Here is a 13,813-nt window from a genome sequence, read left to right as displayed (position 1 = left end):
AAACTATTTTACCAAAATTAGAAATAGATTATGAAAATTTCACCTTCAAACGCTTTTTCACTTTCCAGACATTATCTTCTTTTATCAATTCTCCTTTTTCTTCTTGCGTTATTTTTTTGGCACTCTCACTAAATGTTGAATGTTCCATAACATGATCTAGCTTTTCAATAGAACGAAAAATAGACTCAAAAGCCATATCTTTTATATCTGAATGGAGCATCAAATCTGCTTTTTTTGCTTCATTGTTTTTGTCATTATACGGACGAATTACAAAAATACTGTTACTCATCCCTTTTGTGCGTTCTGAACTTATTCCATTCTCTCCAATATCTGACAAAGAAACATATAAAGGTTCTTGGGAAGTTATGTTATTTTTAGGTTGTGTTTCTACTTTTGGAGTGCTTGTAGTTTCTTGGTTTTTTATTGCTTCTTTTTCTGTATTTTCGATTTTAGTTTTAGTTGATAATTCTCCTATCACTCTCATTAATTCTTTTATTTCTGCATTATTAGCTACTTCTAAAGCTATATTTTTGCTTCTAGCTTCTTTGAGTTTTTGTTCATCAGATAGATTAGAATTAGTCAGAATGGCTGTCAATCGGCTTTTTTCTTCCTTGATTTGATTCTGAATAAGTATCGTTTGTCTTTCTTTATTATCTGTATCTTGATTTGTTGAAGAAACTGTATTAACTACAATATTATCTCTACTCAAAGGGTCTTTTTTTACAATATCTTTTTTAGCTTCTCTAGGAACAGTTGGCTTATTTTTTTCATATTGCTTATACATCACAAAAGCAATAATTGAAATAGCTATTACCCCAAATATAATCCACATCATATAATCGTCTTCTTGTGTTGTTGCAATATTCAAATCAATAATATAACGGTTGTCTTTTCCTTCTAAAATAAGTGAAGTATTGGCATTTGCTACTAAAAATGTAGTATCTAAGGTAGGATTATTTTTTATACGAATATGAATAGAATCCGTTTTTTTTATGTCTAAGCCAAATTTATAAGTAGTCTTTTCGCCTTCTGATGTTTCATTTGTTCCAACAAGTTCTTTTTCTTCATCTTGATTGATTCTATAATACATAATCTCAGATGAAGCTGTTTGCGTTGAATCTTCAACTACTTTTGTTTCTAGTGTTGAATTTTGTTTGGTTGTATCTGCTTTTATTGAATCTGTTTGATTTTCTGCGTCTGTTGGTTCTGTATTTAACTGACTAATTGCCGAATTTTTAATTTTATTCAGTCTTTCTTTTAAGGCTTTTATTTCCTCATCTTTTAGCGTAAATGCTTTTTGTTCATCTCCAAAATCTTTAGTTCTAGTTATAATTTTATCTACAATTTTTTCTAGGGATTGTACAGCAGAAAGGACATCATTGGTAGGATAATATTTTGAGCTAAATTTTATATAATCTATTTCATAAATATAGCCTGTAACATTATCACTCAATTTTTCCTTACTAAACATTCTTTTAATAGAATTTGCTTTTATGTTGGGTTCTAATGCTCTGACTCTTGCAAAAGTAGTATCATTTACTTTTTGATTTACTTCAATGACAGAATTTGGGTCGCCTTTTTTTATTCTCTTCAAAACAGCAATAGCAAATTCATAATTCATCTTATCGATAGCTTTATGAACTACTTCTTTGTTTGTTTTTTGGGTTTGAGCAAATGCAGTGTTGTTACTCAAAAAAAATATTCCAATTAGAGATAAAAAAATGTAAAAGGGTTTCATGGAAGTTGTTGTTTTGTATTTACCAAACGGTTCGCTTTGAGCGAACCGTTCGATTTTATTTATAAATTACATATTTACAGTCGTATTTTTCGCCATGGCAAGAGCCAAATCTCTAATAATAATACGCAAAGGATAAAAGAAAAACGACTCACGTACAGGCGTATAACCACCCGAAGCATTGCTACGCTCATATATCATTCCTTTGGCAAGTTCTTTTGATTTGATAGCTTTAAAACCCTGTTCGAAAGCTGCCAAATTGGTTTCAATATTAAAATCTTCAAAACGAGTTTGAGGATTTTTGTTCATATCTAAGAAGAGTTCTAAAAACTGGTCTAAATTTTTACTTACTCTAATTGCCATCTGATTTCCTTCTTTCGTCGGTCTGCCATTTTCATCTATTAATTCCTCGTAAGTTAGATTTTTTTGAGGTAATAATTCGTCTGCTGTTGCATCTATTTCTCCCAAAAATACGGTATTTATATTCTGCCCCAAACCTAAATCTTTGTAGGAATCTGAAAAGCTATGAATTCCACCAAAACAAGTCGCTTCTTTTGGTTCTTTGGTCATGTGAAGATTGATATTCCCTCCTATTTCGCCTGTATCTTCTGAATCTGAACTTGGCAAACCTCCTTCTAATTCTCCAAAACCTGCAAATACATTTTCTTCCTCTTCTTCTACCTCAAAACTATTTTCAGCTTTGGGTTTGACATTAATTCCTAATTCTTTGTATTTCTCGTAGGTTTTTTGAGCAAAAATTTCTGTAAACTTTTGTAAACCATTTTTGTCTTCACTATGGTCTAAAAGATTTAAGTACTTTGAACCTGTTCCACTAAAACAAAAATCTTTTGGATAAGGCATTCCACTAACAGCTAAAAGCTGAACAGCATGATAAATACAAGCCGAATAATGAAGTAAGAATAAAAGTAACATATCTTTATCTTCGCTCAATTTTTCAGCAAAATTGATGTGTTCTGCTGAAAACATAAAACTAGATTTGTCGCCAGAATCAAAACGCCCACTATCCATAATTTCATTAAAAATCATTTCTATACGTGAACCTGCTGCCTGACTAATTCCTTTTTTGGTAAGAGAAATTCGTTCTTTAAACCAAGGACGATATTTTGCCACAATTCCTCCTTCTGTTGTTTGATTGGAATCTTTGCTATCTCTTCCTTCCCAAAGTGTATTTGCTCCAAAAAATGCAGAAGTTGCCAAACGTTTTTTTCCACCATTAGAAACAAGTGCAATATCAGTAGAACCACCACCAATATCTATCGAAACTACTGAACTACTTTTGTCTATTTTTCCAGTTGCACGATAATAAAAATAAGGTGCTTCGGACTCGTTTACTAGACGAATGGTAACATTTTTACCTAAAATTTTTCTACTGTTTTCGTTCCAAACTTTGGTCAATTTATCGGTCAATGTTTTTGGTAAACTTAAAGGCTTAAACCAAACTAAACGAGTTCTTGATAAATCGCCACCATTCAAAATTACTTTGTTGCGAATCATGTAAAGTATCTGTTCGATAAATACTTCTACTAATTTTGAGTTTTCGGCAGACCATTTCAAATTTGTCGTTACTTCTTGTCCGTGTCTTGCTATGTCTAAATTGTCCTTTTCATACAAAAATCCGATAGATGAATTAAGCAAAACATCAAACTTTACGTCGTTGGAATGAATAAGAGCCGTTCGGATAGGGAAAGCATTTCGCCAGTTTTGATACAATGCTTCTTGTGCTGGAGGATTTCCAATTAGATTTGGCATAAACATTCTATCTTGAAAAAATGTCGTTGCAAGTCCGATTGCATTATCATCAAAACTATATCTTTCTAACATCACATGTTTTTTGTCTGCCGTTGGCTTGTTGAGCGTAACGGCTTGCATGTCTTCTTCTCCTATGAAAAATGGATAGGTTTTTATTTTTCCTGCTGCCATAGCATCATCATCTGTAAAGGCTACAAATGTATTTGTTGTTCCAAAATCTACAGCTACTGTAAATGGTTTTGGATTTGTTCCTCTGTGTGGTGGTTTTTTCCAACGTGGTACAATCCAACCTCTTGCTTTTTCGCCTGTTTTGCCTTGATAGGGAGTAATTATTTCTAAAGCATCAAAACAAGTTCCTGAAACAGAATAAACCGACAAGTGAGAACCTTCTACTTTTCGTTCGAATCTACTTATTTTTTCAATCGCACTATCACTTGTAGAAATTGCATTTTCTTCATTATATGCCAACAAATCATATTCTTCTACATTATCAAGCTGCGAAGAAAGCAACATTATTTTATACATTGTGTCATACTCAGCATCGCCAGTACGAACAAAAGGATAAATAGAGATAGAAAAAGGCGACGGAATATCATCCATAGTTTCATCTTTTCCATCATCTACCAAATTGATTATTTTTCCATTATTCGCATTTCTTGGATTTCCATAATCATAAAAACGAGTAAAAGTAATGAAGGCAGACGAAACATTTTTACTTCCTTTTATCGGAACTTTCAATGTTACTTTTATATTTCCTTGTTCGGATTCTACTTCCTCAATTGCTAAATTTTCAATGAGTGTTTCTTCATCAAAAAACTTAAAATACAAATCAGTTACAGGCAAAAGAAAATCTACACTATGAGCATGAATATGATTTTCAGGAACAACAAAAGTATCAGGATTGATAAGATAAGGCATTCTAATCAAATCTTCGGCTAATAAATCTGTCGTTACCAAATACGGATAATTATAACCTATTTGTGGTAAATTTCTATCAGCCCAATTATTTTTTGGTAATGAAAATTCTACTTTTGTTTTGTTGTTCCATTCTTTTCCTTTGAAATAACTAAAGTTTGGATTATCAAAACCTTCTTGTAAAACCAAAGGCAATACTTTTTTGACATTACTTCCTTCGCCAATTTCCAAACGAGCCGTTTTTTCTTTTGAAATACTTGGTTTTATCAAATAACTACTATCCAAATCGCCATCTGTGATAATTGGCGCACAACTTTTCCATGCAACTCTTTCTATACGTGGCGTTTTTCCACCAATAACAACATCTTTATAATCCATTTCGAAAGCTCCCATTTTAGAGTTTTCGTCATAAATATCTTTTATCTCGTCGCCTTTTGTGTTATGGAATTTTTCTCTTTGTACACGCATGTATTCGTGTAGGTTGTCCATTTGATTGAGAAGTCCTTTATGCAAATAGAAAAGACGATGCACATACATTTGAAACTCCATCGGACGCTGATGCAACGGTTTCAAACCTGTAAACATCGCTCTACCATCTAACGTTTTGATAGGACTAATTAAGTCTAAAAAATGCTTCTCTTCTTCTTCGGCTGTCTTGGAAACGAAAGCAAAAGTAAGAGGCGAAGTAGCAATAATTGGCGTAGAATCGTAAGTCAGAATATAAAAACTAGGCGTTTTGCGCTCTCCTTGATTATTTTTTCCAAAAGGAGAAAGTTCGCCAGTAAAAAGGTCTATTGTTTTTCCTAAAAGTCGGTGTCCATCATTATCAGAATTTTTGAGAGCTTTTATTCTTTCATCCAAATTCCATTCTACAAGCGAAAAATGTCCGTCTTTATCAGCTTGTAAATGTTCTCTAAGATTATAAATTAAATCTATGGCATCAAGGCATTCTGAAACCAGTTGATGATAAATTGTACTTCCTTCGTGTCCCAAACGATTTACCATTTTGAAAGCAATATCGTAAAGGTGCATTTGTGCAAAGGGCGTAGGAATTGAACTTGGTGGAATCGCTACTTTTGAGCCATTGGGGTCGTCTATTTCTTCTATACGTGAAGAATTATAAATTTCGGTAGTATGCCAGCCTTTTTTGTCGGTACTTCTTTCTTTGCGTAATGTGAGTAAATGACGACTGTTATTTTGAGGTTGTGCCATAGTGAGTGTTTTTTTATGCTCAAACCTATAAGGTTTCTGAAAACCTTATAGGTTTAGTTGAAATTATATTTTAAAATATTTTGTATAAATAGAATCGGTTGCTCTATCCATCAATTCCAACATCTTTTCAAATCCTTTTTGGTCAGTTTTTAGGTTTCTTACTTCATCATTCATAATTACATTTATTCTATCATCAGAAAGACGAGTATTAAATAATTTGGTAGCAAAACTTTTCTTGACAATTTTTCCATGGTCAACTACCCACTCGTTCATATCTGTATCTACATTAAAAGGAAGAAATTTTCTTTCTTTTACGCCTAATTCTCTCAGCCAAGCATTATAATCTATCAAAAATTTTACTAACGGTTCAAATTCTCCATTTCCTTTCTTAAAACCATCTTCGTGTTCGCTTCCTAATGTTTCCTTAAACCAAGGTTGAGAGTCTGCATTTCTACCCAAATTATTATAAACATAAGTTAGAAATAAAAATTTTATAATTGGCTTATGAATAATTCGGAGTGTTTCTTCATCAAGATTATACAAAGAAAGTTCTTTATTATCTAGTTCAACAGAACATTCATGAAAATGACTATCTCTATATGTGGAAGCTACATTTGTATCATATCCTTTTTGCATAGATGAGAAATTAATTATTCCCATCGCTGCCATCATTTCTACTAAATGAGATGCGTTTTCTTGTGTTTTTTCGTCATTATTGTGCATTGCTAATTGACTATCAGCAATATAATAGAGTTCATCAATTCCCTTTAATTGATTTTCATAAAATGATAAAGCTGCCTTTGTTTTGGTAATAAACGAGTTGGAATCGATAAAACTATCCTTATTTTCATTGAGCTTAAAATAAGGCATCACACTAACAGCACCTTTTACAGCCTTTTGAATATTATCGCCAGCACTTTGTAGGTTTTTGAGAAGCAGAGGAAAACCTGATGCGCCTGTTCCTCCAAAAATAGAACTGACTAAAAAAATCTTATCTCCAGTATTGAAAACTCGTTTGAAAAACTTAAATTCTTCTGAATCTTCTAGTTTGTTCAAAATCACACTTCCCATACTTGGATTTCCTCTAAAACCGACAGCCATTTCACTTTTTCGGTCTTTTTCTGAAAAGAACAACGACACAAAACTTTGGTCTTGATTAGACATATCTTTATTATAACCGATAAATTCCTCAAAGGTATTTTTGGCATATTTACTAAAATTAAGACCAAAAGAATTATCTATTTTTTCGGTATCGTTGATAGTTTCACTATGTAGTTTTCCTAAAGGCAATATTTCGGTAGAGAAAAACGAAGAATTTGTCGTTTTGGCGTGTTGGAAGTTTTTTTCATATTGTTCCAACATCATTTTTACTTTTCTGTACTCATCACTCGTTTCGTGTGGGTCAATCAGAATAGGAATTACTTTTTCAGCGTTTATTTTTACGCCTGCCGAAAGAAGCATAATCAAAGATTTGACTACTCTTGTTCCTGTTCCACCAATTCCGAATATAAAAAGATTGTTTTTGCTGCTCATTTTCTTTGTGTTTTTTGTTTTAACATTAAACCTATAAGGTTTCTGAAAACCTTATAGGTTTGGATATAGGTTTAAAAATCTTAAAAAGGCGTTTTTCGTCCATTGGTAGAAAACCATTTAAAAATCATAGAAAGTACAAAAAACAAAAGAAAACCATACAATAAATTGATGACAGCATACCAAAGTGAAAGTGTTAAGACAGGTTTGAAGGCTTTAGAAAAAGCAGAATAAGCAATAATAAAAGCAACTACTCCAGTAAGAAAGCCATTGAGTAGAAATGTTCTGAACCAACTCCCAAAACTATTGTAAGAAGAATACAAACGATTGTAAAAGAAATAGAAAAGAATAGCCATCACAATAGTAATTGCCAAAAGAAGCCAAAGTGTAAGAGGAAAAACATCGTTTCGCCAAGTAGCAACTGTATTCGATGGAATTTGAGCCACACTTCTCAAAAACTTCTCATAAATAAACATCAAAAAATCTCTCATAAAAAAATCAATTACGAATTAAAAATTACGAATTACGAAAGTAATTTCTTTAAAAAATTTCTAACCGTCGTTGAGGTTCAAATGAAACCGTCAACGAGGACTTTATTACCTCAACGACGGCTTTAGCCTCGTTGACGGTCTAAGTTTTTTATAAAGCACTTGCAGTAATAATATAAGGATATGAAAACAATGTTTCATTATCGTGTGCTTCCTGAATTCCTGATATAACTCTTTTAAGAAGTACCGTTCTTTCGTTTCGCTCTGCATCTGTTTCGTCAGATTCTGTATTCCAATCGTTTATCCAAGTAGGCAAGCTGTTTTTGAGTTCCAAATTTAGACTTGCTTTACAAGGAATATCTACTGAATAAGTTTCTATTTCTACAAAATGCGTATATTTTTTGGCAAGAACAATATCTTCTTTTGCCACTTTTGGCTCAAACTCTTTATACGTATAAACTTTGTTTATGTTACTCTTTGAGTTTGGCGAACGAACAGATAAATTCGCTTTCAAGTATTCTAAATCTTGATGCTGTTTGGGTAACTTGCTCAAATTCAGTCCAATCGTATAAGTTAGTTTTTCTTCTTCAGAAATATATTTTGCTTCTGCAATAATGCTTGTACAATTTGATTTTCGTTGCCACAATGACTCTGGATTTCTGCCCGATTGTGCTAATATTTCGCCTTGAACAGTTTCATATTTTTTGCCAATATGCAGCTCTTCCGAAAACTTCACTTTTTCACTAATCAGTTTATCAATCTGTTCTACTAAAGGCTGTTTTCCCAATACCCAAACATAATACGGACGTTTGTCATTACAGCAGTTTTCAACAACTTGATTACTTACTGTATAAAATTTTCCTGAATAATCTGATTTAAAAGCATAGACAGAAAGAGCCATTTCTGGACGTTTCAAAAACATTTCTCTTAATCTAACATTGAGTGTTCCTTCCAAATTCAGAACATTGGGAGGAGAATACAAAAAATCGGAAACGATAATACTAACATCTTCTTGATTGTTCTTTTTGATAATTTTTTCTACTAAATCGGGAAGGGTTGTCGTTTTTCCAAAATCAAATTCTGCTCTTGAAATTTTTGAGGCTATATCATCTTTTGATTCAAATTCTAATGTCGTTTGGTCGTCTTTTATGCCGTAAAAGTTTTTAGATTTTGATTCTACACTCGTTACAAACCACGAAAAAAGACTTGCCATTTCTTTCTGAAAACCTGTACTTCTACCTGTTTGCTTCGGCATATAGCCTTTCATACTTCCAGAAATCTCTAAATAGACATTTAAGTTATCAATTTTACTAGACGTAATTTTGAGTGTATCTCTTTTGCAACCTGTACAAGGGTCTATCAAATCCGAATTTTCGACAGGCTCACTAGAAACACAATTATCTATTACATCACTTACATTATCATAATCTACATCGTCATTCGGACACGCTCCACCACAAGAATACAAAGAAAAACACAAAACGAATATTCCTAATAACCAATCATATTTTACTTTAGACATAGATTTCTTTATTTTATTTTTTGTTTGTAAACAGAAGTAGAATCGTATGCAATATGTAATTTTTTTTTTAGATAGGAAAGTAGGGGAGAGGGATTTTTTGTAAATTCAGCCTACAAAATGTTCTTCTATAAAAGTTATAAAAATGTAACCTTTACAAATAACTTACATAGTTTGTGATTTTCAGGTAGTTTTTGTCATTAAATAATAGATAAAGTATCAATCTTCAATTTTTTCTTCATTTTCTAATAAATCTAATATGGAATATTCAGTAAGGTCAATTAATGCAGCTCGTAATCACAACTCAGATAGAAGTGAGTTTACAAAGCAACTACAAACTATGATTAATGAACATGCAGAACAAGGGTGGGAATTGCATGGTGTTGAGCAGGTCAGTACTTGGGTAAAAGGGAATAGTGCTTGTTTCAATCAAAAGCAAGGCTATTTTGAAACAATCAATTTAGTAATTTTTAAAAGATGAAAAAACTGTTACAATTTGTAATCAAATTCTATCAAAAGCATTTTTCTAAAAAATTAGCTCGTAATTGTCTATTTAAAGAAAGTTGTTCGAATTATGTATATCGTAAGCTAGAAGAGGAAGGAACAAAAAAAGGCTTAAAAGCATTTTATTATAGATTTCAAACTTGTAGAGTAGGATATACATTTTCGTTTAATACAGCCAATAATAATTTTGATATTATATTAGAAAATGGAGATGTTCTATTAAACTCTGAAATATCTGAAAGTATCGAACTTCCTAATTTTTCATTGGAAGATTATTTGAAATAAAGAGTATAACGTTTCGAACATAATTACGTTGTAATTAGATGATTTCTTAAATTATCTAGCTAAAATTTAACCTAAAAATATACTTTAAATAATGTCAGAATATCAATTACCACCACTTAAAGACGAGAAAAAATTTGAAGAATTCATTTGTGATTTATTTAACGAAATAGAGAAGACAAAATCTTACTCTAACACATCTTTTCAAACCTTTGGTGTGAAAGGTCAATATCAAAAAGGAATAGATATTTTTTCTTATGAAACAAATACTGTAATTCAATGTAAATTGAAAGATATTAGCAAGAAAGATGATGCCATTAGAAAAGATATTAAAGCAGATATAGATAAGGATTTAGGCAAAATTAAAAACCTCCAATTTGATTTCGATAGATTAATATTTATATCAACTTTCAGAGATGATACTCACCTTGAAGAGTACACAAAGAAAATTAAACAAGAAAGAAATCTTAACTTTCGTCTTGAATACTGGGGATGGGATACAATACAAAGATATTTGAAAGGGAAAAAAAATCTACTAGAAAAATACTACTCAGACTTTATTATTGAACAAAGCTCTGAAGAGGCTACATTTCTGAGAAATTTATCTCTCAAAAAAAAGATTGAAAAAGATTTTAAAGACTGGTTGAGTTACTCTCCCAGGAACTGGAAAAGGAGAGGACGGATGATAATTCGCTCTTTGAAAGATAATCAATGTCCTGATAATAATGAACCTAACGAATATGGCGAATATTCGTACTTTAAAGCAGAAATAAAGAGTTTATATCATAACGGAATGGAATTTATTTATTATCCTTTGGCTAAAATAATAAGAGTATTCGAAGATGGTTCTTGGACTTCAAATTTGGACAAAGAGGATGAGAAGTTTGATGAAATAGGTGTTTGGGAGGTTGGGCAAATTAATTTTTCAGATATAGTAGGATATGATATGGATGGTAATGGAATTGACAATTGCCCTCATATAGTGTGTAAATTTAATTATAGAGGTTTACCTTTTGAATCTACTTATTTTTGGGCAAAAGAAAAAAACCTAAAATTTCATTTTGAAAATGCTAGATAAAAAACAAGCAAACGATTTATTGACTCCTACACAGCAGAAATTTTTGTAAAAGAAGACTTAGTTTGAGATTAGAATATACATAAGCCACCTTTTTTGGCATCAATTTTCTATTTGATAAAAAATATATCAAAATCAGATTTTTGTCGTTACCTAATTTAAGTGTTAATACTTGAATTAATAAAAAACTACTCTTCTAAAAAAATTATGAAAAACCTTCGTTTTCTTGTTCTAGTCTCTGTTTTTATATCTCTTTCTCTTTCAGCTTTCGCCCAACAAAACAATATCAATCAAAAATGGTGGAATGATTTGAACGAAGGTTGGCAGCTTTATTTTAGGTACAATCACGAAATAGACAGCGTTCCGACAGCTCAAAATTTAGAAAAAATCTATAATCTTAAAAAAATAGATTGTGCAGGAACACAAGAATACTATAACAAACTTATTTTAGACATCAATCCGTTGAAAGATTTGCCTTTTTTAGAAGAAGTTAATTTTTCGTACTGTCCTGTGAGTTCTTTAGAGCCATTGAAAAATGCGAAAAACTTGCGTAAAATAGATGCAGAACGAACCTTAGTTTCAGATCTTTCTCCTATTTCCAAACTAGAAAACCTAGAGGAAATTTGGGTGCAAAAATGTGCAGGAATTACTTCGGTCAATTCTCTTTCTGCTCTCAAAAATCTTAAAAAATTATCGCTTTCTGCCACTGGAGTTACTGATATTTCGCCTTTGAGTTCTATTTCTAGTCTAGAACGTGTGTATTTGGCTTATACAAAAGTAAAAGATATTTCTGCTCTCAAAAATCTTGAAAATTTGGAAAAAGTAAGTTTTACAGCAACTGGAATCAAAGATTTTTCTGCTTTATCAAAGCTCAAAAATCTAAAATCAATTTTGGCTTGGAGAACTCCTGTAGATGATGTTTCTCCTTTATCAAAACTGGTAAATTTGGAAGAACTTTATCTAAACTGGACACAAGTAGAAGATATTTCTTCTCTCAAAAATCTTATAAACCTTCGTGTAATTGGTTTGGGCAACACAAAAGTAAGTAGTATTTCTGCGCTTTCAAATATGACACAGCTTACCGAAGTTCAATTAAATGATAGCAAAGTTACAGATATAGAACCTCTCAAGAATGCTAAGAATTTAGAAATTCTTTCTGTTTCAGAAACAGAAGTAGAAAAAATTGATGTTTTGGAAGAGTTTTTTCATTTGAAAAAAATATTTCTCAATAAGACTAAAATCAAAAGTATTTCTTCTCTCAAAAATGCTACACAACTAGAGCTTTTAGAAGCAGGAGAAACACAGTTAAGTTCTTTAAAAGGAATTGAAAATTTAGTGAATTTAAAAGATTTGTATATTTATCAAACTCAAATAAAAACTTTAAAGCCTCTTTCAGAATTAGTAAAACTAGAAAAATTATTTTGTGGAGAAACACAAATAAAGACTTTAGAAGGATTAGAAAATAAGCCAAATTTGGAAATATTAGATGCCCAAAAAACAGAAGTACAAGATTTGACACCCATCAAAACTTGTAAAAATCTTCAAGAACTTATTCTAATAGATACAAAATTAGATAATATGGAAGTTGCCGAACAACTCAAAAGACAAAGTCTTAAGAAATTGTACATTAAAGGAACACCATTACAACAAAAAATAGAAGAAGAAGAAGGCGAAGGCGACGATTATTAAAATCTGAAAATAAATCTAAAGGCTTTCTTTCTAAGGAATATAAAATAAATTTACACTTTGAAAAATTGAGACATTACTAAACAGGGTTAAAACCCTGTTTTTATAGTATAGCTAAAAATGTAAGTTTATTTTTTTAGTCTTTCTCATTCATAAAAAATTCCCTTTATCTGTAAAAAATAAAGGGAATTTTGATAAGATAAACTTTTACTAAAACTCTACTAAAAACTATAACTAATTCCAACAGCACCTTGTGCAGCCTTATATCTAAATCTATCATTATCATCTTGATACTTTCCATTTGTTGTATATTCTGCAAAAAGGTATGAAAATGCTCCTCTTACCATTACATTTGAAGCGATTTTATATCCAATCCAAAATTCAGAGTTGAGCGTTCCCTTATCATTATCACCTACCAAAAGTAAATTGAAACCTGTTGGCTTTCCTGTATCAGAAATAGCAGAGCTAGTTATGGTAGGATCTACAACAATTCCATCTTTTTCTCCTCCAAAACTAAGACCTACTATGTCAATATTAAAACCTATAAGGATATTTTCTGTAATAGAATAATCAGTATAAAGTCCTAAGTTGATTGCATTGGATTGACTACTCTCAACAAAAAAAGATTGAGGATTTTCTTCTGATGCTAAATCTGGTGGAGCTGCTGTAAATTGTCTATCTGAACCAAAAAAAGAAGATAAGCGCACGCCATAACCTAATTTGAAACGGCGAGAAGAGCCAAACCCATATACATGAGAAAAACCCAAAGTCAGACTTGTTGTGGCTTCCCCAAAAGCTCCAGTAATACCAATTCGTTTTTCCCAAGGAGAAATTGCCATATCTGTTTCTTTTATATCTTTTGAAGAAAAGTTAGTAAAAGAAGAGTTTTGAACAATAGCATTTGAAAACTCAGAGTTTAAATTATTAGTAGAAAAAGAAGTAATTGTATTTTGAGCAAAAAGACAACTAGAAGCTCCCAAAAAACAAAGACTAATACCTGTAAATAGAGTGTTTTTGATAGAATGTGTTAGTTTCATGATGAAATATTGAAAAATAATAAAAATAAAAAATAATTTGATGCTTTCCCCAAAAAATAA

10 protein-coding genes are annotated in these 13,813 nt (G+C 31.3%); 4 read left to right on the top strand and 6 right to left on the bottom strand.

The window, feature by feature from the left end; genetic code table 11:
* Positions 1-28 precede the first annotated feature (28 nt).
* The 5 genes from V9L04_RS08720 to V9L04_RS08700 all read right to left on the bottom strand — a co-directional run bounded on the left by V9L04_RS08720 (position 29) and on the right by V9L04_RS08700 (position 9,172).
* The gene (locus tag V9L04_RS08720; protein ID WP_338793710.1) at positions 29-1,693 is read right to left on the bottom strand and encodes a hypothetical protein; all 1,665 of its coding nucleotides are present in this window, start codon (positions 1,691-1,693) and stop codon (positions 29-31) included.
* Between the two features lie 111 nt (positions 1,694-1,804).
* Positions 1,805-5,632 carry a hypothetical protein gene (locus V9L04_RS08715; RefSeq protein ID WP_338793709.1) on the bottom strand — a complete coding sequence of 1,276 codons (3,828 nt, stop codon included), beginning with the start codon at positions 5,630-5,632 and terminating at the stop codon, positions 1,805-1,807.
* Between the two features lie 63 nt (positions 5,633-5,695).
* Positions 5,696-7,165 (bottom strand): hypothetical protein, encoded by a 1,470-nt coding sequence (locus V9L04_RS08710; RefSeq protein WP_338793708.1) that lies wholly within the window; start codon positions 7,163-7,165, stop codon positions 5,696-5,698.
* A gap of 80 nt (positions 7,166-7,245) precedes the next feature.
* On the bottom strand, positions 7,246-7,653 hold the full coding sequence (locus V9L04_RS08705; protein ID WP_338793707.1) for a hypothetical protein: 408 nt from the start codon (positions 7,651-7,653) through the stop codon (positions 7,246-7,248).
* Positions 7,654-7,801: 148 nt separating this feature from the next.
* Entirely contained in the window at positions 7,802-9,172 is a 1,371-nt protein-coding gene (locus V9L04_RS08700) for a hypothetical protein (RefSeq protein ID WP_338793705.1), read from the bottom strand.
* A 256-nt stretch (positions 9,173-9,428) separates the two neighbouring features.
* Here V9L04_RS08700 and V9L04_RS08695 point away from each other — a divergent pair, with 256 nt between their 5' ends.
* The 4 genes from V9L04_RS08695 to V9L04_RS08680 all read left to right on the top strand — a co-directional run bounded on the left by V9L04_RS08695 (position 9,429) and on the right by V9L04_RS08680 (position 12,719).
* Positions 9,429-9,650 (top strand): DUF4177 domain-containing protein, encoded by a 222-nt coding sequence (locus V9L04_RS08695; RefSeq protein WP_338793704.1) that lies wholly within the window; start codon positions 9,429-9,431, stop codon positions 9,648-9,650.
* Positions 9,647-9,958 (top strand): membrane protein insertion efficiency factor YidD, encoded by a 312-nt coding sequence (yidD, locus tag V9L04_RS08690; RefSeq protein ID WP_338793703.1) that lies wholly within the window; start codon positions 9,647-9,649, stop codon positions 9,956-9,958. Before V9L04_RS08695 ends, yidD begins: the two co-directional genes overlap by 4 nt.
* A gap of 91 nt (positions 9,959-10,049) precedes the next feature.
* Positions 10,050-11,033 (top strand): hypothetical protein, encoded by a 984-nt coding sequence (locus V9L04_RS08685; RefSeq protein WP_338793702.1) that lies wholly within the window; start codon positions 10,050-10,052, stop codon positions 11,031-11,033.
* 204 nt (positions 11,034-11,237) lie between these two features.
* Positions 11,238-12,719: a leucine-rich repeat domain-containing protein gene (locus V9L04_RS08680; RefSeq protein WP_338793701.1), complete on the top strand. Its 1,482-nt coding sequence runs from the start codon at positions 11,238-11,240 to the stop codon at positions 12,717-12,719.
* A 218-nt stretch (positions 12,720-12,937) separates the two neighbouring features.
* Here V9L04_RS08680 and V9L04_RS08675 read toward each other — a convergent pair whose 3' ends face one another.
* Positions 12,938-13,753: a hypothetical protein gene (locus V9L04_RS08675; RefSeq protein ID WP_338793700.1), complete on the bottom strand. Its 816-nt coding sequence runs from the start codon at positions 13,751-13,753 to the stop codon at positions 12,938-12,940.
* Positions 13,754-13,813 lie beyond the last annotated feature (60 nt).

Source organism: Bernardetia sp. MNP-M8 (assembly GCF_037126285.1).
Taxonomy (GTDB): domain Bacteria; phylum Bacteroidota; class Bacteroidia; order Cytophagales; family Bernardetiaceae; genus Bernardetia.
This window is presented reverse-complemented; position numbering and strand designations above follow the sequence as displayed.

Coding starts and splice junctions, on each gene's coding strand:
- V9L04_RS08715 (WP_338793709.1), bottom strand. CDS start 5,632: ATGGCACAACCTCAAAATAACAGTCGTCATTTACTCACATTACGCAAA.
- V9L04_RS08700 (WP_338793705.1), bottom strand. CDS start 9,172: ATGTCTAAAGTAAAATATGATTGGTTATTAGGAATATTCGTTTTGTGT.
- V9L04_RS08685 (WP_338793702.1), top strand. CDS start 10,050: ATGTCAGAATATCAATTACCACCACTTAAAGACGAGAAAAAATTTGAA.
- V9L04_RS08695 (WP_338793704.1), top strand. CDS start 9,429: ATGGAATATTCAGTAAGGTCAATTAATGCAGCTCGTAATCACAACTCA.
- V9L04_RS08680 (WP_338793701.1), top strand. CDS start 11,238: ATGAAAAACCTTCGTTTTCTTGTTCTAGTCTCTGTTTTTATATCTCTT.
- V9L04_RS08705 (WP_338793707.1), bottom strand. CDS start 7,653: ATGAGAGATTTTTTGATGTTTATTTATGAGAAGTTTTTGAGAAGTGTG.
- V9L04_RS08710 (WP_338793708.1), bottom strand. CDS start 7,165: ATGAGCAGCAAAAACAATCTTTTTATATTCGGAATTGGTGGAACAGGA.
- yidD (WP_338793703.1), top strand. CDS start 9,647: ATGAAAAAACTGTTACAATTTGTAATCAAATTCTATCAAAAGCATTTT.
- V9L04_RS08675 (WP_338793700.1), bottom strand. CDS start 13,753: ATGAAACTAACACATTCTATCAAAAACACTCTATTTACAGGTATTAGT.